This is a genomic window from Variovorax sp. MHTC-1 (assembly GCF_003984645.1).
Lineage (GTDB): Bacteria > Pseudomonadota > Gammaproteobacteria > Burkholderiales > Burkholderiaceae_C > Variovorax.
The window spans coordinates 27,049-45,596 of the sequence record NZ_RWKI01000001.1 but is presented as its reverse complement, the minus strand read 5'-3'; the positions used below and the strand labels follow the sequence as shown (position 1 = coordinate 45,596).

Sequence of the window (18,548 nt, the reverse complement as noted above, 5' to 3'; positions counted from 1 at the left end):
TCAGAGCTTCTCGGTCTCGCCGCTGCGCGGCTGCCATTTCATCAGGCGCTTCTCGATGATGCCGACGATACCGTCGAGCGCCAACGCAAAGGCCGTCAGCACCACGATGCCGGCGAAGACCGTGTTGACGTCGAAGGTGCCCTCGGCCTGCAGGATCAGGTAGCCCACGCCGCGCGCCGAACCCAGATACTCGCCCACCACCGCGCCGACGAAAGCCAGCCCCACCGAGGTGTGCAGGCTCGAGAACACCCAGCTGGTCGCACTCGGCAGGTAGACGGTGCGCAACAGCTGCCGCTGGTTGGCGCCGAGCATGCGCGCATTGGCCAGCACCACGGGGCTCACTTCGCGCACGCCCTGGTAGACGTTGAAGAACACGATGAAGAACACCAGCGTGACCGCCAGCGCCACCTTGCTCCAGATGCCGAGGCCGAACCACAGCGCGAAGATCGGCGCCAGGATCACGCGCGGCATGGAGTTGGCGGCCTTGATGTAGGGGTCGAGGATCAGGCTCGCAGTCGGCGCCAGCGCCAGCCAGAGCCCGCACGCCAGGCCGAGCAGCGTGCCGATGCCGAAAGCCAGCACCGTCTCGAGCAGCGTGGTGCCCAGGTGCCGGTAGATGTCGGCATTGCCCGGCAGGCCTTCGGGAAACAGCAGGTTCGGCGGTACGGCGAAAGGCAGGAACCAGCTCCACACCCGGCCCGCGACCTTGATCGGTTCGCCGAGAAAGAAGGCGAACTGCTGGTCGCGCGACAGCAGGTGCCACAGCAGCAGCAGCACGACCAGCAGCGCGATCTGCCAGAAGCGCGCGTTGCCTTCATGGGGCCTGAGGCTCATTCAGGCCGCCTTCCCGAGTTGCTGTGCGTAGCCCTTGAGCACCTCGTCGCGCAGCACGTTCCAGATCTGCGTGTGCAGTTCGACGAAGCGCGGATGCGTGCGCACCTCGGCCACGTCGCGCGGGCGCGGTAGATCGATCGCGAACTCGCCGATCGGGTGCGTGGCCGGCCCGGCCGACAGCACCACCACGCGGTCGCTCATCGCGATCGCTTCGTCGAGGTCGTGCGTAATGAAAAGCACTGCTTTCTTCTTTGCGGCCCAAAGCTCGAGCACCTCGTTCTCCATCAGCTGCCGGGTCTGCACGTCGAGCGCACTGAAGGGCTCGTCCATCAGGATGATGTCGGGATCCAGCGCCAGCACCTGCGCGAGCGCCGTGCGCTTGCGCATGCCGCCGGAAAGCTGGTGCGGATAGCGGTCGCCGAAGCCGGTGAGACCGACCCGCGTGAGCCATTGCTCGGCCTGCGCCCTCGCCTCGCCATCGGGCACACCGCGGTACTGCAGACCCACCATCACGTTGGCGAGCGTGCTGCGCCACGGCATGAGAGCTTCGGTCTGGAACATGTAGCCCGCCCGCGCATTGGTGCCCGTCAAGGGCTGCCCGAACACCTTGATCGTGCCCGAGGAGGGTTCGAGCAGGCCCGCGCCGACGTTGAGCAGCGTCGACTTGCCGCAGCCCGTGGGCCCGACCACAGAGACGAACTCGCCCTCGCGCACGCGCAGCGTGGTGCCGGCGACGGCGGTGTAACGCTGGCCCTGCGCGTCCTTCGAGCGAAAGGTGCAGCTGATATCGAGAAGTTCGAGCGCGTAACTGGACATGGGATGGAAACAAAAAAACCCGGCCGAAGCCGGGTTGCAGAACGTTCGAGTCAGGCTTTGAACCTGTCCTTCGCGCGCCGCGCAAAATCGTTGGTGTATGTCTTGGCGAGGTCGATCTTGTCGGCCTTTACCATCGGGTCGAAGCTGGCGATGGCGCCGAGCGCGGTCTTCGGACCCTCCGCCGGTATCAGGCCGTCGGTGGCGATTGCCTCGCGTACCTTGTCGAATGACGCCAGGTACAGCGCGCGATCGCCGAGCAGGTAGGTCTCGGGCACGGTCTTGATGATGTCGCCCGGTCCCGCGGTCTGCAGCCACTTGAGGCCATGCACGATCGCATTGGCGAGCGCCTGGCAGGTGTTGGGATGCTTCTGGATGAATTCCGTCGGCGCATAGAGGCAGCCCGCCGGCATCGGTCCGCCGAAGACCTCCTGCGTCCCCTTGAGCGTGCGCGTGTCGCTGATGATCTTCACGTCGCCCTTCTGCTCGAGCATCGTCATCACCGGGTCGGTGTTGCTGATGGCGTCGATCTGGCCCGAGCGCAGCGCCGTCAGCGCGCCGGCCGCGACGCCAACGCCGATGAAGCTCACGTCGCTGGCCTTCAGGCCGCCGCGCGACAGCACGAGGTTGGCCACCATGTTGGTAGACGAGCCCGGCGCGGAGACGCCGATCTTCTTGCCCCTGAGATCGGCGATCGCCTTGTAGTTCGCCATGTTCTTGGTCGACACGCCGATCGCGATCTGCGGCGCTCGCCCCTGCAGCACGAAGGACTGGAAAAACTGGTTCTTGGCCTGCAGGTTGATGGTGTGCTCGTAGGCACCCGAGCACACATCGGCCGAACCGCCCACCACCGCTTGCAACGCACGCGCACCGCCGGCGAAGTCGGAGATCTCGATATCGAGGCCTTCGGCCTTGAAATAGCCGAGCTGTTCGGAGATGGTGAGCGGGAGGTAGTAGAAGGCAGCCTTGCCGCCGACGGCGATGGAGATCTTCGACTTTTCCAGCTTGGCCTGCGCCTGGATCAGCGGCGTCGCGATGGAGGCAGCACCCAGCGTGGCAGCGGCGGTGAAAGTTCGGCGATTGAGCATGAAGTGACCCGCGGCCTTTTCGTTTCTTTTGAATCGAATCGAGCTTAGGGGTGCCCCCCTGCGCCTGCATCGGGAACATCCCGTGCGGGTTTTCACGTAAGCACGAAGACCACTAACGGCCGGCGAAAACGATCGCGATGTTGACCAGGAAAGCGAGCGCCCAGACGGCGCTGCGCGCCGTGCCGATGCCCTTGATGTAGAGCGCGATGTAGGCGATGCGCAGCAGCACGTAGGCCGCGGCCAGCAGGTCCAGCTGCGCCTGCGCAGCGCCGAGCTGGTGGGCGATGATCACGGCGCCGATGAAGAAGGGAAGCCCTTCGAAGCTGTTGGCTTGCGCGCTCATGGCGCGCGCACGCCAGCCGTTCTGGCGCCCAGCCCATTCGCGCGGCGACTGGTTGTCGCGCCACCTGAAGCTGCCGATCTTGCCGATGTAGGCGGCGGCGTAAGGCAAGGCCACCGCGACCAGCACGCACCAGTAGGCCAGCGTGAGCGAAGGCAGGCTCATCACCGGCGGTCGACCAGCGCGTGGGCGATGGTGCCGAGGTCGACGTACTCGAGTTCGCTGCCGGCCGGCACGCCGCGCGCGAGCCGCGTCACCGTGAGTCCGCGTTGCCTGAGCTCTTCGCCGATCACGTGCGCGGTGGCTTCACCTTCGGCGGTGAAGTTGGTGGCGAGGATCACCTCGCTCACCGTGCCGTCGAGCGCGCGCTCGAACAGCCGCGCCAAGCCGATGTCCTTCGGCCCGATGCCGTCGAGCGGACTGAGCTTGCCCATCAGCACGAAGTAGTAGCCGCGGAAGGCACCCGTGCGCTCGAGTGCGGCCTGGTCGGCCGGCGTCTCCACCACGCACAGCTTGGTTGCGTCGCGACGCGTGTCGAGGCATACGCTGCAGACCGGCGCCTCGGTGAAGGTGTTGCAGCGTTCGCAATGCCGCACATGGGTGGCCGCCTGCTGCAAGGCGCGCGCGAGCAGTTGCGTGCCCTCGCGGTCGTGCTGCAGCATGTGGAAGGCCATGCGCGAAGCGGACTTGGCGCCGATGCCAGGCAAGCGGCGCAACGCTTCGACCAGCGCCTCGAGCGAACTGGAATCGGCCACGTTCATATGCTCCAGTGCGCGATGTCTGTTTCAGGAACACCGCGGAACCGGCTTTGCCGGGCCGCTGGTGCTGCCCCCGGTGAGGGGGTTGGCGGCCACACGAAGCGGGCAAGCCTGGGGGAGAGCATCAGAAGGGCAGCTTCATGCCGGGGGGCAGGCCCGGCATGCCGGCCGTGAGCTTGCCCATCTTCTGCTCGCTGGTCTCCTCGGCCTTGCGCACCGCGGCATTGAAGGCCGCGGCCACCAGGTCTTCGAGCATGTCCTTGTCGTCGGCCAGCAGGCTCGGGTCGATCGTGATGCGCTTGACATCGTGCTTGCATGTCATCACGACCTTCACCAGCCCGGCTCCCGACTCGCCCTCGACCTCGATAGTGGCCAGTTCTTCCTGCGCCTTCTTGAGGTTGTCCTGCATTGCCTGCGCCTGCTTCATGAGGCCGGCCAGTTGTCCTTTGTTGAACATCGTTGGTCCTGTCGATCGTTGGAGAAAAAGAAGAAAAGATTCAGGCCGGCTTGAGCGTACCCGGGACGATTCTCGCGTCCCAGTCGCGCATCATCGACTGAATCTCGGGATCGTTGCGGATCGCTTCCTCGGCCACGCGCTGGCGCTCGTCGGCCGCCTGCTTGTTGCGGCGCGCGGGACTGTCGGCCACGGCACCGATCTCGATCGCGATTTTCACGCCGTGGCCCAGTGCCGCGAGCGCGGTCTGCAGCTTCTCCCGACTGCTCGTCTGGTTGAGCGATTCGCGCTCGACGCGCAGCAGCCACTGGTCGACATCGCGCGCCACCAGCTGCGACTGCAGCGCGAGTTCGCGCGCGAGCGCGGTGATCGCCTCGGCCGCGACCATCTGCGTCACGGTGGCGTGCCAGAAGTCGCCCTCCTCGCTGGGCACGATCGATGTCGATTCGCTCTCGCGCGGCATTTCGCGCGCGCCGGGCGGCGGCTGCACGCGCACTTGCATGGCCATCACGTTCGCGGCGGGTGCCGGATCGGCAGCGACGGACGGCCTTGAGGCAGCCGTTGCAGCGAGCGAGGGCTCGTCCCGCACCGGCAGCCGCTGCCCGGGCGGTGCGACCGGGCCGGCGGTCGCCACGACCGCAGCCACCGCGGGGCGCGCCGCCTCGACGGCCGGCGCGCGAGACGCGGGCGCCGCGGCGCGCGCCGCTTCATTCAGAGTTTTTTTTTCCGCGCCGACCGCGCCGGTGGGCTTGAAGGCCAGGAGGCGCAGCAAGACCATCGTGAGCGCAGCGTACTCGTCGGGCGCCAGGCCCAGTTCGCCGCGGCCGTGCAGGCAGAGGCTGTAGAGCAGCTGCGTTTCGTCAGCGGGCATCGATGCGGCCAGGCGCTCGGTCTCTGCCGCGTCGGGATCCGTCGCATCGTTGCTTTCCGCGCGCGAAGGGACGGCCTGCAGCACGGCCATGGCCTGCAGCACGGCGGTCATTTCTTCGAGGGTGGAGGCGGCCGACATGCCGTCGCGGCGCAGGCCCTCGGCGGTGTCGACCACCGTCTTGCCGTCGCCCTGCGCCAACGCCTCGATCAGGCGGAACACATGGCCGCGGTCGACACTGCCGAGCATCTGGCGCACGCCGGCTTCCAGCAGTTCGCCGTTGCCGAAGGCGATGGCCTGGTCGGTCAGCGAGAGCGCGTCGCGCATCGAGCCGCGGGCAGCGCGCGCGATCAGCCGCAGCGCATGCGGTTCGGCCGGCACGGTCTCGGCCTCCAGCACGCGCGTGAGATGTTCGAGCACGGTTTCGGGTGCCATCGGTCGCAGGTTGAACTGCAGGCAGCGCGACAGCACGGTGACCGGCACTTTCTGCGGATCGGTGGTCGCCAACACGAACTTGAGGTACTCCGGCGGCTCCTCCAGCGTCTTCAGCATCGCGTTGAACGCGTGGCCGGTGAGCATGTGCACTTCGTCGATCATGAAAACCTTGAAGCGTCCCTGCACCGGCTTGTAGACCGCCTGCTCCAGCAGGGCCTGGACCTCGTCGACGCCGCGATTGGAGGCCGCATCGAGCTCGGTGTAGTCGACGAAGCGGCCGGTGTCGATGTCCTTGCAGGCCTGGCACACGCCGCACGGCGTGGCGGTGATGCCGCCCTGCCCGTCCGGGCCCTGGCAGTTGAGCGACTTGGCCAGGATGCGCGAAACGGTGGTCTTGCCGACGCCGCGGGTGCCGGTGAATAAATAGGCGTGGTGCAGCCGCTGCGAGGTCAGCGCGTTTTCCAGCGCCTGAACGACATGCTCCTGGCCCACCATCTCGCTGAAAGTCTTGGGGCGGTGTTTGCGAGCGAGCACGAGATAGGCCATCGACGCATTTTAGGGGCCTGCCGCAGGCCCCCTTTTGAGTCGACATAGGCCTTTTTACTTATAGATTTTCGCGGTTCCGCGCATAGCATGGGACGGCCTTTCGAGGAGACCGACATGTCTACTGCGACCCACAGGGCCGCGCGCATTGCCGCGGCCAGAAAAGCACAGTCCGGCGATGCCGGGGCGCGCCGCTACTGCGCCCAGCCGATGCAGACGCCGCGGCAGTTCGACAGCAACGTCTCTGCCGGGCGGGCCTCCGCCATCCTGGCTTCGAGCAAGAAATGGGTGAACGGCACGCAGCTGACCTACTACTGCTTCAAGCGCGGCGATGCGGTGCCCGCCGCGTGGCAGGGCAGCAACGAGGACGCGGGTGTGGTCGAGGAATCCTTCGAGGCCTGGGCCAAGCTCGGCATCGGCATCGCCTTCCGGCGCGTCGAGGCCGCGGAAGATGCGATCGTGCGCATCGGCTTCGATGCGCAGGACGGCTCCTGGTCCTATGTCGGGCGCGACGTGCTCGGCATTCGCGACCCGCTGCAGCGCACGATGAATTTCGGCTGGCCGCTCACCACGCCCTACGGCCAGGACACGGCGCTGCATGAGATCGGCCACACCCTCGGCCTCGAGCACGAGCACCAGAACCCCCATGCCGGCATCACCTGGAACCGGCAGGCGGTGATCGACTATTTCCAGGGGCCGCCGAACTTCTGGGAAGAGTCGCAGATCGAGTGGAACATCCTGCGCAAGATCCCGCAGGCCGAGGTCAAGGGCACGACCTGGGACCCGGACTCGGTCATGGAATACCAATTCGAGCCTGGGCTCATCGATGCGCCTGCGCAATACCAGGCCGGGCTCGTGCCCAAGGGCGGCTTGTCCTACGCCGACAAGGCCTGGGTGGTGGAGACCTATCCCGGCGTCAGGGCCCCGGCGATGTCGACGCTCAAGGTCGGGCTGTCGCAGCTGCTCAAGCTCAAGGCCGGCGAAACCCGCAACTTCGAATTCATCCCGGCGCGCACGCGCACCTACAGCATCGGCACCTTCGGCACTTCCGACACGGTGCTGGTGCTGTTCGAGGTCACGCCGGCCGGCAACGTGCAGATCGCAGGCAACGACGACAGCGGCACCGATCTCAATGCGCGCATCAGCATGCGCCTGCAAAAAAGCCGCCACTACCTGGTCGGCGTGCGACTCTTCTACGCCGATGCAGCGCTCGAGACCTCGCTGATGGTTTGGTGATTCATGGGGGTAAGGGGCCTGGCCTACAATCCTCAGTTGACGGGCCTCCCCGCATGGTGAAGTGGCCAACCGGGTCAGGTGGGGAACCAAGCAGCCCTAACTGCGTAGTCAGTGCCGGGGGTAAGGCTCGTCAACCTCACATCCAAGGAAACCGCATCGCCCTCAGGTGACGGTTTCCGCCTGTGCGAGCTTGGCAAGCAGCGTGTCGGCGAGCGCCACCGTCTTGTGCTCCATGTTCGCGACGTGATAGCAGCCCAGCGCGCGCCCCTCGTAGCTGAGGGCCGCGATCGGGAAGTGGTGACCCAGCGCGGTCGCCGCATCGTGCAGGCATTCTGCGATCGACCGCAGGCCCTGCCGGGCATAACGCTTGTCGGACTTGCCGATGCTCACGCTGTAGTTGAAATATCTGTCTCTGATCTTCTGGATGTCGACCTGCGGGTACATGTTCTTTTTGTCAGGCTCAAGGAGCGTGGCATTGTCCGCGGCCCTGCAAACAAATGCACGTCAACCGGAAGTATTCAGTTCGTACTCCGATACGACATCACGCCGTGCGCCGCCGCCGTGCCGCTGGCCATCGAGGCGGTGAGCAGGTAGCCGCCGGTCGGCGCTTCCCAGTCGAGCATCTCGCCCGCGAAGAACACGCCGGGCAGCGCGAGGCTCATCAGGTGGGCATCGAGCGCTTCGAAGCGCACGCCGCCTGCCGTGCTGATCGCTTCATCGATCGGCCTCGGCGCAATCAAGCGAAGCGGCACCGCCTTGATCGTCTCGGCGAGCTTCTCCGGTGCATGCATTTGCTCGCGCGGGAGCACTTCATACAGCACGCCGGCTTTGATGCCTTCGAGGCCGAGCCGGCTCTTCAGATGGCTGGCGAGCGAACGCGCGCCGCGCGGATGCAGCACGGCGGCACGCACCTGCTCGGCGCTGCGATCGGGCAGCAGATCGAGCAGCAACGTGGCGCTGCCCTGGGCTGCGATCTCGTCGCGCAGCAGCGCTGAAGCCGCGTAGATCAGGCTGCCTTCGACGCCGGTGGCGGTCGCGACGAATTCGCCCTTGCGCGCAAAGCGGCGGCCGCGGGAGTCGGTGAAGGAGATGGCGACCGACTTGAACGGCAGGCCGGCAAAGCGCTCGGCGAAATGCGTGGTCCAGACGACGTCGAAGCCGCAATTGGCCGGCGCGAGCGGCGCCACCGCCACGCCGCGCTCGCTGATCCACGGCACCCAGGCGCCGTCGGAGCCGAGCCGCGACCAGCTGGCGCCGCCGAGCGCCAGCACCACGGCATCGGCCTGCATGTCGATCTCGCCGGCTGGCGTCGCGAAGCGCAGCGCGGTCGACGTCGCTGCTGCATCGGGCCAGCCCAGCCAGCGATGACGCATGTGGAAGCGCACGCCGGCCGCGCGCAGGCGATGCATCCACGCGCGCAGCAAGGGCGCAGCCTTCATGTCGGTGGGAAACACCCGCCCCGAGGTGCCGACAAAGGTTTCGATCCCGAGCCCGTGGACCCATTCGCGCAGCTGCTCCGGGCCGAAGGCGCGCAGCAGCGGCTCGATCTGCGCGCGGCGCTCGCCGAAGCGGCCGGCGAAGCTGTCGAAGGGTTCGGAGTGCGTGAGGTTCAGGCCGCCGCGCCCTGCGAGCAGGAACTTGCGTCCGACCGAGGGCATGGCGTCGTAGAGATGCACTTCCACGCCCTGCGCGCTCAGCACGTCGGCCGCCATCAGCCCGGCCGGGCCGCCGCCGACCACGGCGACCTTCATTTTCTTTTTCGTCATTCGAGGGTCACCAGTTCGCCCTGCCCCGTGAGGAAGGCCGCGCACACCGTGTCGCCGGGGTAGGCGCCCTGCACCGCTTCGCGATAGCGCTGCAGCTGCGCGATCAGCGCGGCATCGTGCTGCGGGCGGGCGGCGGACTTGTAGTCGAGCACCCACCAGGCGCCGCTTTCGCGATGCCGCACCAGGCGATCGATGCGCAGCGTCTGCCCCTCGTGGATCAGCGTGATTTCGTTGCCGTGCCAGTCGAGCGCCGCGGCATCCCATGCCCAGGCACCGGCGCCCGAACGAATGCGCTGCGCCATCGTGGCGGCGGCGCGCGCGGCGGCGGCGTCGAGCCCGAACTCGCGGCCCGCGGCGCGCACGTGCGCCGGCGGCAGCGGCGCGCCGGGCAGGGACCATTCGAGCAGGCGGTGCATGGCCTGGCCGAAGGCCGAGGCGCGCGTGTCGGCGGCCGGCATCCTGCGCTCGATGGACGGCGTGAGCTCGGGCACGGCGGGCAGCGCAGGCAGCGCAGGCAGCGCAGGCAGCTTCAGCATGCCGAAGCTAGCCGGCGCCTGCGGGGCGGCGATGGGCACGGCGCCCGCCACATCGAGGATCGGCTCGCAACGCGCCTCCAGGCGCGCCCACCAGCTCTGGTCATTCGGCCGCGCGGCGGCCGCGGCCGACAGCACGAGTTCGGTTCTTGCGCGCGTGGTCGCCACGTACAGCGCGTTGATCTCCTCGCGGTGCCTGGCGGCTTGCTCTTCGGCAAGATCGTCCATGCTGCAGGCCGGCGGGTTCCTTTCGCTCGCGACGAAGACGAAGCGCTCGGGCGCCGCCGCATCGCCCGGCCATTTCACCAGCACACCCATGGTCTGCGCGCGCTGAGCCTCCGCGTCGGTGTCGAGCAACAGCACAAGCTCGGCTTCGAGCCCCTTGGCGCCGTGGACCGTGAGGAGTTGCACCGCATCGGCTGCGGCGATCGACGGTGCGCGCAAACCGCCGGCGCGCAGCGCGCGCACCAGCGCATAGGGCGTCGCGAAACGCGCGCCATCGAGTTCGAGCGATGCGGCCACCAGGCCGCGCAGGTTGCTCAGCACGCCGGCGCGCAGCGCGGCCGGTGCCGCCGCCGCGAACCTGGCGAGCACGTCGGCGTCGTGATAGATCGCGCTCAGCGCATCGTGCGGCGGCAGCGCGGCCAGCCATTGCTGCCATTGCCGCAGGCGCGGACCGATGCCGGCCAGCGGCTCAGGCAGCTCGGGCGCCTGGAGCAGCTCGAACCAGCTCGCGGGCCGGGCGCGCTGGCGCAGCGCCAGCTGCACCAGGGCATCGTCCTCGATGTCCCACAGCGGCGATTTCAGCGCACGAGCGAGCGAGAGGTCGTGGTCCGGCGAAACCAAGGCATCGAGCAGCGCCACCATGTCCTGCACCTCGGGCGCGTCGTTGAGCTCGTTCTTCTCGGGCTGCTGGACCGCGATGTGCAGCTTGCGCAGCTCGTCCTGGAGCACGGCCAGCCGGCTGCGGCGGCGCGCCAGCACCATGATGCTGCTGGGTGCGAGCCCGCCCGCAATGCGCTCGGCAATCCATCGGGCCGCCTGCTGGCATTCCTTCTGCAGCAGCCGCTCTTCGGGCAGCACGCGCGGGATGGTGAGGCTGTCGCGCCACTGCAGCGCGCCATGCTCGTCGACACCACTGCCCTCATCGGCGGAAACCACCGCGTTCCGCGCGATCGGCGGCAGCTTGCGCACCTGGCCGGACACGCGCGATTCGGTCGTGTGGTCGCGGAAGCCGCCGAACTCGCCGGCCTGCTGCGCATCGCCCATCACCGCGTTGACGAGGCCGACCACGGCCTGCGCGTTGCGGTGCGTGTGGTCGCAGTTGAGCAGGTCGCCGCCGAGCCCTTGCTGGACGAACTGCTTGGCCGCGATGAACACCTGCGGCTCAGCGCGGCGAAAGCGATAGATGCTCTGCTTCGGATCGCCGACGATGAACACGCCCGGGCGGCGCCCGCCGGCACCCGCATAGCTGCCGAGCCAGCCATGGAGCGCCTGCCATTGCAGTGGATTGGTGTCCTGGAACTCGTCGACAAGCAGATGCCGCACGCGCGCATCGAGGCGCTCCTGTACCCAGCCCCACAATTCCGAGTTGCCGAGCAGCAGATGGGCGGCCTGCTCGACATCGTTCATGTCGACCCAGCCGTGAGCGGCCTTGACCTCGGCAAAGGAGCGGATCAGGAGTCGCGTCAGCCGCGCCATGCGCTGCTGGTGCAGCCAGGCGGCGTGCTGCGCCTGTGCGGCGCAATACTGCAGCGCGCGCTCCTGCGCGGCACGCACCTCCGCCAAGCCTGCGAGCTTCTCGCTGAACTTGCGCGGTTCGCCCTTCTGGGTGAGCAGGGCCTCGAGCACGCCTGCGGCGCGGCCCTCGGTCAGCGCCTGCTCGAGCTCGATGCCCTTCTGCGAAAAGGTCGGCGCACTCGCACGGCCCAGCGCGCGCGCGGCGGCCTCAAGCGCGTTGCGAAAGGCCGGGTCATGGAGCAGGACCTCTTCGGGCGAATCGGCGCCCTCGAACGCCGGATACATCACGCCCACCGGCACCACGGCTTCGTCGACCGCGTGATGCGCGTCGGCCAATGCGAATTCGACGCGCCGCGTGAGCGCGTCGTCCAGCGCCTTGGCTGTCTGCGAACGGCCATGCGTCGCAACCAGCGCGTGGTAGTCGGTGGAGGCCTCGGCGTTGGCCGCCACGGCCGAAAAGAAGGGGCGCCAGACGCGCGCGCGCGCCTCGGCATCGTCTTCGAGCAGCTGGTAGTTGGCCGGCAGCCGGAGCCGCTCGAGCACCGCTACCGGAGCGCTGCGCAGCAGGCCGGCGAACCAGGCATGGAAGGTGCGGAACTGCACCGGCCGGCCGCTCGACAACAACTCGCGATAGAGCCCCTGCAGCCGCGGTGCGCGGGCTTCGGCGGCCGCACGGTCCATGCCCCGCATCACGAGTTCGGGCACGAGTTGTTCCAGCGGGCGGCCGGCAAAGGCCTCCAGCCATTGGTCCAGCCGCTCGCGCATCTCGCCGGCCGCCTTCTTCGTGAAGGTGATCGCGAGGATCTCGTGCGGCGCGCAGGCGCCCTCGCCTTCTTCGAGCAAGGCGCGCAGGATGCGCGACACCAGCATCCAGGTCTTGCCGGCGCCCGCGCAGGCCTCCACCGCAACGGAACGGCGCGGGTCGCAGGCGATCGCATAGAAACGGTCGCGCGCGACGGGGGCGCCATTGTGCTCATAGGCGGCAACGCTCATTCCGCCAGCTCCCAGAAGTCCTTGCGGCACAGGCCGCGGGCGGCGCAGTGTTCGCAGACGGTGCCTTCGCCGAGCGCAGGCAGTGGAGCGCCGCGGCCGATGCGTGCGAGGTCGTCCATCACGCCGTCCACCAGCGCATCGCGCGCGGCGATCACGTCGATCTGCTCGACGGTGCGCGTGCCGGAGGCCTTTTCGCCGACGTTGACGTAGGCGGCACGCAAGCTGTCGTCGGGGAAGAGCGCGGCGTAGAAGGCGAGCTGGGTGTCTTCGGTCGGATCCTTGACGCGATCCTTCGTCTTGTCGACCGACTCGGTCTTGTAGTCGATCACGAAGGCCCGGCCATCGGGCGTGGCATCGACGCGGTCGAGACGGCCGACCAGTTTCACGCTGCCCAACGGAACCTCCTTCCACGGCTCGGCCTCGACGAACACGGCGCCCTCATCCGCCTCGTGCCCCGCCAGCCAGTCCAGGTAGCCGTCGCGCACCGCGGGCCAGGCTGCGGCGAAAGGAAGGAACTCTGCCTCCGAGAGCCCGAATTCGCGCGTCGCCTCCCGCTCCGCGGCAGCCATCAGCGCGAGCCGCGCCGGCAGCGCCGCGGTAGGTGCCTCTTTCAAGGCTTCGTGGAAATGGCCCAGCACCGCGTGCAGCCAGTTGCCGAAGTCGCGCTTGTCGACTTCCGCATCGAGTTCGTCGCTGCTGCGCAGGCCGAGCTGGCGCAACGCGAAGAAGCGGTAGGGGCAGCGGCGCAGGTCCTCGTAAGCCGTCGACGACAGCGTGACGGGCACGAGCGCATCGCCGTGCGGCTGCGGCCGCGGCGTCGGCCGCGCGGCCACCTGCACCGGCATGCGCGGGTCGGTGGCGTCGGCTGCCGAACGGTTGAGCTGCAGCATCTGCACGAGCGCGCTGGGGCGCACGGGTTCGCCGCTGGCATCGAAGTGGCGCCACAGCAGATCGCAATGCGGCGCACGCAACGCGATGGCCCATGCGGCGCGCTGGGCAGTCTCCAGCGCTTCGCGCGAAGGCAGCGCGAGCGCGAGGCGCTGCGCCGGGTTCCAGTCGCCGGGCAGCTCGGGCGACGCGGGCAGGCGCTGGTCATCGCAGCCGGGCACCACGACGGCACCGAAGGCGCGCCCCAGCAACTGGTGCAGCGGCAGGACGACAACCTGCGGCGAATCCGCGTCGGAAGGCAGGCGCACGCTGGCAGCTTCGAGCACGTCGCGCACCCAGGCAGTGAACTCTGCGAGCGTGCAGCGTGCACCGCGAATCTCCCCTTCTTCGGCCTCCAGGTAGAGCGCCGTGATGACTTCGATGCCGACCACATCGGCATGCAGCGCGGGCCATTGTCCGCCGGCCTCCAGCAGCGCGCGCGTGGAGGCGAGCCATTCGGCAAGCGGCCGGGCACGGGCCAGCGTCGCACGCTGCGCTTCGACGTCGTTGGTGAATGGCAGCAGGCCCAGGTCGCGCGGCTTCTCGCTCGCCGCAACGAAGGCGCACCAGCTGTGCCAGTCACGCATGCCGCGATCGCGCAGACGCGCCTCCAGCGCCCGGACCGAACGGCCGTCGAGGGCGCTCGCGCTCTTGAGCCAGTCGAGCACCTGGTCGCTGGACGCATCATGGGCACAGGCGCGCAGCGCGCTCATGAGGGTGGCAGCCGCCCGCGTGGTCGAAAGTTTCCAGCCGGTCTCGTCGCGCGGCATCACGCCCTGGGCGGCCAGTTGGGCACTGATCCGGCGCGTGAGCGCACGGTCGGTGGCCGCCAGCGCCACGGGCGCGCGGCCCTCGGCCAGGTGGCGCAGCACGCAGGCAGCGGCGCGCTGGGCTTCGTCTTCGGGATCGGCCGCGGGATGCAGGGCCGCGGTGCATTCGGGTGCGTCCAGCGTCGCGAGCGGCAACCGCAGCACACGCTCGCCGAACAGCGCCGCGAGCTTGTTCGTGAGCGGATCGCTTTGCAGACCGTCGAGCACGATCAACTGGTCGACCTGGGCCAGCGCGCCGCCGCCGAGCAGTACGTCGGTCGCATAGGCGGAGCTGGCGGCCCAGGCGAGCGCGATGCCGTTCAGCGCGCTCTCGATGCCGAACCACTCCGAGCCCTTGCCTGCATCGATGGCGCCGCGCACGCGATCCGCCCAGGCCGCGCGTTCGATCGGATGCTCGGCCGCGGCCAGTGGCGCGAGCTGCAGCGCGATCTCGACCAGCCGGCCCGCCAGCGCGACGCGCGATGCCGCAAGGCCCGCGCGCGACAGCAGCGACTGCGCGGTGAGCAGGTCGCGCGCCATGTCGAAGGCGATGTCGTCCACGCCGGGCACGAAGCCGCCGGCGCTGCGCGCCCAGTTGCGCGTGGTCTCGAAGCGCGGTGCGAAGCCCGGCGTGCCGCAGGCGGCCCACATGGCGCGCGCCACCTGCATCAGTTGTGCATAGGGCACCAGCACCACGGTACGCGCGGCATGCAGTCCGCGCTCCGCCAGCACGCGCGAAATCCGGCCGACGAGGCCATGGACCGGGTCGCACCAAAGCGCATGCGCGGGGTGGCGCTCAGAGGACTGCATCGGATGTGGGTGTAGGGCTTTGGCTATCGATGCCATAGCGTCCGCGCCGACCGCGCCGGCACTTGGTTTCTGTCACAATGACCCGCACTTTAGCTGCACCGAAACTTTCAGCGCAGAAGGACACACACCATGGCCAGCGAACTCATCAAACACATCTCCGACTCTTCTTTCGAAGCCGACGTGCTCAAGTCCGGCAAGCCCGTGCTGGTGGACTACTGGGCCGAATGGTGCGGTCCCTGCAAGATGATCGCGCCCATCCTCGACGAGGTCTCCAACACCTACGAAGGCAAGTTGCAGATCGCCAAGATGAACGTGGACGAGAACCGCGACATCCCCGCCAAGTTCGGCATCCGCGGCATCCCCACGCTGATGCTGTTCAAGGACGGCCAGCTGGCCGCGACCAAGGTCGGCGCGATGAGCAAGGCTCAGCTCACCGCCTTCATCGACCAGCAGCTCGCCTGAGCGTCGATTCCCGGCTGCCTGCGCGCAATGCGCCGGCAGCCTCGCTTTTCCTGTCATAATCCTCGCAGATCACCGGCCCTTCCAGGCACCCGGTTCGAGTTCCCCGGTTTGTGAGGCATCTCTCGCCTCTCATCAAACCTCCCCCCTGGTTCTTTCCGACAAGATTTCCCCGCACGGGGTCATTCCATGCACTTAAACGAACTCAAGGCACTCCACGTGTCTGAAGTCCTCAAGCAGGCCGAAGCGCTTGAGATCGAAAACGTCGGCCGCATGCGCAAGCAGGAGCTGATGTTCGCGATCATCAAGAAGCGCGCGAAGGCCGGCGAACAGGTTTTCGCCGATGGCGTGCTCGAGATCCTGCCCGACGGCTTCGGCTTTCTGCGCAGTCCCGACACCAGCTTCACCGCCAGCACCGACGACATCTACATCTCGCCGAGCCAGGTGCGCCGCTTCAATCTGCACACCGGCGACATGATCGAAGGCGAAGTGCGCACGCCCAAGGACGGCGAGCGCTACTTCGCGCTGACGAAGCTGGACAAGGTCAACGACGGCCTGCCCGAGCAGAACAAGCACAAGGTGATGTTCGAGAACCTCACCCCGCTGTTCCCCAAGGAACTGATGCGGCTCGAGCGCGACGGCTTCAAGGGCGAAGAGAACATCACCGGCCGCATCATCGACATCATCGCGCCGATCGGCAAAGGCCAGCGCGCGCTGCTGGTGGCGCCGCCCAAGAGCGGCAAGACGGTGATGATGCAGCACATCGCGCATGCGATCAGCGCCAACTACCCCGAGGTCCACATGATGGTGCTGCTCGTCGACGAGCGGCCCGAGGAAGTGACCGAAATGCAGCGCACCGTGAAGGGCGAGGTCATTGCCTCGACCTTCGACGAGCCCGCTGCGCGCCACGTGCATGTGGCCGAGATGGTGATCGAGCGCGCCAAGCGGCTGGTCGAACTCAAGAAGGACGTGGTGATCCTGCTCGACTCGATCACCCGCCTCGCCCGCGCCTACAACAATGTCGTGCCCTCGTCGGGCAAGGTGCTGACCGGCGGCGTGGACTCCAACGCGCTGCAGCGTCCCAAGCGTTTCCTCGGCGCTGCGCGCAATGTGGAAGAAGGTGGCTCGCTGACCATCATCGGCACGGCGCTGATCGATACCGGCAGCCGCATGGACGAAGTGATCTTCGAAGAGTTCAAGGGCACCGGCAACTCCGAAATCCACCTCGACCGCCGCCTCTACGAGAAGCGCGTGTTCCCCTCGATCCAGCTCAACCGCAGCGGCACCCGCCGAGAGGAGCTGCTGCTGCCGCCCGAGATCCTGCAGAAGACCCGCATCCTGCGCCAGCTCATGTACAACATGGACGAGATCGAGGCGATGGAGCTCATGCTGAAAAACATGAAGGCGACCAAGACCAATGTCGAGTTCTTCGACATGATGCGTCGCGGGGGGTAACTAGCTCGCCCCCAGGCTGCGCGCACTTCGTGTCGCTTCGCCACCCCCTACCGGGGGCAACACCAGCGGCCCGGCAAAGCCGGTTCCGCAGTGTTTCACGAGCAGGCCTCGCTTCGCGCTTGCCTCGAGCTTTGATCAGCGGGTCGGCAGCGCATGGCCCTCGGCTGCGCTTTGCCGGCCGAGGTCCAGCAGTTCCATGAGTTCGACCGCCTGCTCGGGCGGTACGGGGTTTTCGCCCTTGCCCAGGATTGCGTCGCGAAGTGCGGCGTAGTAGGCGACGTAGTTTCCCGGTAGCGTCGGCACCTTGCGCGTCAGCGCTTGGCCCTCATCGGCTGGCACGGTGAGTTCGCCGTCGAGCGTATCGGCACCCCACCCTTCGCCGCCCGGTCGGCCGCCGGCGCGCAATGCGTCCTCCTGCGGATCGACTCCCCGCTTGACATAGCTGGCGCGCGTGCCGTGCACGATGTAGCGCGGCGCCGCATGGGCCGCCAGCGTGGTCGCGTGCAGCACGACGCGCAACGGCGCATGCGCGCCGGTCTCGTAGCGCAGCACCGCATGGAAGTAATCTTCGACCAGCGCCCCGTCGCGCAGCGCCGCTGTGTCGAGCTGCAGCGTGTCGGGCCGGCCGAAGAGCTGGACCGCCTGGTCGACCAGGTGGGCGCCGAGGTCCACCCACAGGCCCGCTCCCGGCACCGGCTGTTCGCGCCAGCGCTCCCGCACCTGGGGCCGGAAGCGGTCGAAGTGCGACTCGAAGTAGACAGGGCGGCCCAGCTCCCCGCTCGCGAGCAGCCCCTGCAGCGTCAGGAAGTCCGAATCGAAGCGGCGATTCTGGTAGACCGACAGCAGGCGGCCCTTGCGCTGTGCCAGTTCGGCCAGGTCGCGGGCCTGGGCCGCATCGAGCGTGAAGGGCTTGTCGACCACCACGTGCTTGCCCGCGGCGAGCGCGTCCCTGGCCAGCGGGTGATGCTGCGCATTGGGCGCGGCGATCACGACCAGGTCGATGTCGGCGCGGCCCAGCAAGGCGGCCACATCGGGCACCACTTCGACGCCGGGCCAGTCGGCATGCACCTTGTGCGGCTGTGAACTGGCCACCGCCCCCAGCTGCAGCCCCGGAACGGCCGAGAGGACCGGTGCATGAAAGGTCTGGCCGGCGAAGCCGAAGCCGACGAGGCCGGCGCGCACGGGGCGTGAATTCATGGGAAAGAAGGTCTGGCACTATGGATGCCCAGTATGCGATAATTGCGGGCTTCGCGAAAAGTGCAGCCCGGTGCCGTGCCGGGTGGGTTCCGGCTCATTGGGGCCTCCATGTGGACTCTATGTGGCTCTCGCATCGACCAAAGGAAAGATCATGAAAGAAGGCATTCACCCGAACTACCGCGAAGTTCTGTTCGTCGACCTGTCGAACGGCTTCGAGTTCGTGACCCGTTCGTGCGCGAACACCAAGGAAATGGGCAAGGCCAAGGACGGTCGCGAATTGCCTCTCTACAAGCTCGACACGTCGAGCGAATCGCACCCCTTCTACACCGGCACGCAGAAGTCGGTCGATAACATGGGCGGCCGCGTCGAGAAGTTCCGCAACCGCTTCGGCAAGACCACCGGCGCCGCCTCCAAGTAAGGCAGGCACTTCCAGGTCGAGGGCAGCCCGGTTTACCGCGCTGCCCTTTTTCTTTCCTTCCAACCACTTCAC

General features: G+C 67.7%; 16 protein-coding genes and 1 other RNA gene. 5 read left to right on the top strand and 12 right to left on the bottom strand.

The window, feature by feature from the left end; genetic code table 11:
• From EJI01_RS00200 to dnaX, 7 genes are all read right to left on the bottom strand, one after another.
• Window positions 1–834, bottom strand: a complete 834-nt coding sequence (locus EJI01_RS00200; RefSeq protein ID WP_126835108.1) for an ABC transporter permease — start codon at window positions 832–834, stop codon at window positions 1–3.
• Complete coding sequence (locus tag EJI01_RS00195) at window positions 835–1,650, bottom strand: ABC transporter ATP-binding protein (RefSeq protein WP_126835107.1); 816 nt, start codon at window positions 1,648–1,650, stop codon at window positions 835–837. It lies immediately after the preceding gene.
• A gap of 50 nt (window positions 1,651–1,700) precedes the next feature.
• Window positions 1,701–2,735 (bottom strand): ABC transporter substrate-binding protein, encoded by a 1,035-nt coding sequence (locus EJI01_RS00190; protein ID WP_126835106.1) that lies wholly within the window; start codon window positions 2,733–2,735, stop codon window positions 1,701–1,703.
• Window positions 2,736–2,847: 112 nt separating this feature from the next.
• Complete coding sequence (locus EJI01_RS00185) at window positions 2,848–3,240, bottom strand: MAPEG family protein (RefSeq protein ID WP_126835105.1); 393 nt, start codon at window positions 3,238–3,240, stop codon at window positions 2,848–2,850.
• A complete protein-coding gene (recR, locus tag EJI01_RS00180) occupies window positions 3,240–3,830 on the bottom strand; it encodes a recombination mediator RecR (protein ID WP_126835104.1) in 591 nt (196 codons plus the stop codon). The genes EJI01_RS00185 and recR overlap by 1 nt, the downstream gene beginning before the upstream one ends.
• 127 nt (window positions 3,831–3,957) lie before the next feature.
• On the bottom strand, window positions 3,958–4,290 hold the full coding sequence (locus EJI01_RS00175) for a YbaB/EbfC family nucleoid-associated protein (RefSeq protein ID WP_012747441.1): 333 nt from the start codon (window positions 4,288–4,290) through the stop codon (window positions 3,958–3,960).
• 40 nt (window positions 4,291–4,330) lie between these two features.
• Window positions 4,331–6,136 carry a DNA polymerase III subunit gamma/tau gene (gene dnaX, locus EJI01_RS00170; RefSeq protein WP_126835103.1) on the bottom strand — a complete coding sequence of 602 codons (1,806 nt, stop codon included), beginning with the start codon at window positions 6,134–6,136 and terminating at the stop codon, window positions 4,331–4,333.
• A 114-nt stretch (window positions 6,137–6,250) separates the two neighbouring features.
• Here dnaX and EJI01_RS00165 point away from each other — a divergent pair, with 114 nt between their 5' ends.
• The gene (locus EJI01_RS00165) at window positions 6,251–7,369 is read left to right on the top strand and encodes a M12 family metallopeptidase (protein ID WP_185878769.1); all 1,119 of its coding nucleotides are present in this window, start codon (window positions 6,251–6,253) and stop codon (window positions 7,367–7,369) included.
• Between the two features lie 38 nt (window positions 7,370–7,407).
• Window positions 7,408–7,504, top strand: an RNA gene (gene ffs, locus EJI01_RS00160) — signal recognition particle sRNA small type.
• 27 nt (window positions 7,505–7,531) lie between these two features.
• Here the strand turns inward: ffs and EJI01_RS00155 are convergent.
• The 4 genes from EJI01_RS00155 to EJI01_RS00140 all read right to left on the bottom strand — a co-directional run bounded on the left by EJI01_RS00155 (window position 7,532) and on the right by EJI01_RS00140 (window position 14,947).
• Window positions 7,532–7,813: a hypothetical protein gene (locus tag EJI01_RS00155; RefSeq protein ID WP_126835101.1), complete on the bottom strand. Its 282-nt coding sequence runs from the start codon at window positions 7,811–7,813 to the stop codon at window positions 7,532–7,534.
• Between the two features lie 74 nt (window positions 7,814–7,887).
• Window positions 7,888–9,135: a TIGR03862 family flavoprotein gene (locus tag EJI01_RS00150; protein ID WP_260602250.1), complete on the bottom strand. Its 1,248-nt coding sequence runs from the start codon at window positions 9,133–9,135 to the stop codon at window positions 7,888–7,890.
• Window positions 9,132–12,401 (bottom strand): UvrD-helicase domain-containing protein, encoded by a 3,270-nt coding sequence (locus EJI01_RS00145; protein ID WP_126835100.1) that lies wholly within the window; start codon window positions 12,399–12,401, stop codon window positions 9,132–9,134. Before EJI01_RS00145 ends, EJI01_RS00150 begins: the two co-directional genes overlap by 4 nt.
• On the bottom strand, window positions 12,398–14,947 hold the full coding sequence (locus EJI01_RS00140) for a PD-(D/E)XK nuclease family protein (RefSeq protein ID WP_126835099.1): 2,550 nt from the start codon (window positions 14,945–14,947) through the stop codon (window positions 12,398–12,400). The genes EJI01_RS00145 and EJI01_RS00140 overlap by 4 nt, the downstream gene beginning before the upstream one ends.
• A gap of 129 nt (window positions 14,948–15,076) precedes the next feature.
• Between EJI01_RS00140 and trxA the strand changes: the two genes are divergently transcribed.
• Together trxA and rho are read left to right on the top strand one after the other, a co-directional pair.
• On the top strand, window positions 15,077–15,409 hold the full coding sequence (trxA, locus tag EJI01_RS00135) for a thioredoxin TrxA (protein WP_093108875.1): 333 nt from the start codon (window positions 15,077–15,079) through the stop codon (window positions 15,407–15,409).
• A 186-nt stretch (window positions 15,410–15,595) separates the two neighbouring features.
• The gene (gene rho, locus EJI01_RS00130; protein WP_093108876.1) at window positions 15,596–16,861 is read left to right on the top strand and encodes a transcription termination factor Rho; all 1,266 of its coding nucleotides are present in this window, start codon (window positions 15,596–15,598) and stop codon (window positions 16,859–16,861) included.
• 135 nt (window positions 16,862–16,996) lie between these two features.
• On the opposite strand, the gene EJI01_RS00125 is transcribed toward rho, so the two are convergent.
• Window positions 16,997–18,058: an oxidoreductase gene (locus tag EJI01_RS00125; RefSeq protein WP_126835098.1), complete on the bottom strand. Its 1,062-nt coding sequence runs from the start codon at window positions 18,056–18,058 to the stop codon at window positions 16,997–16,999.
• Between the two features lie 151 nt (window positions 18,059–18,209).
• On the opposite strand from EJI01_RS00125, the gene EJI01_RS00120 reads away from it, so the two are divergent.
• Complete coding sequence (locus EJI01_RS00120) at window positions 18,210–18,476, top strand: type B 50S ribosomal protein L31 (RefSeq protein ID WP_126835097.1); 267 nt, start codon at window positions 18,210–18,212, stop codon at window positions 18,474–18,476.
• Window positions 18,477–18,548: the final 72 nt, after the last annotated feature.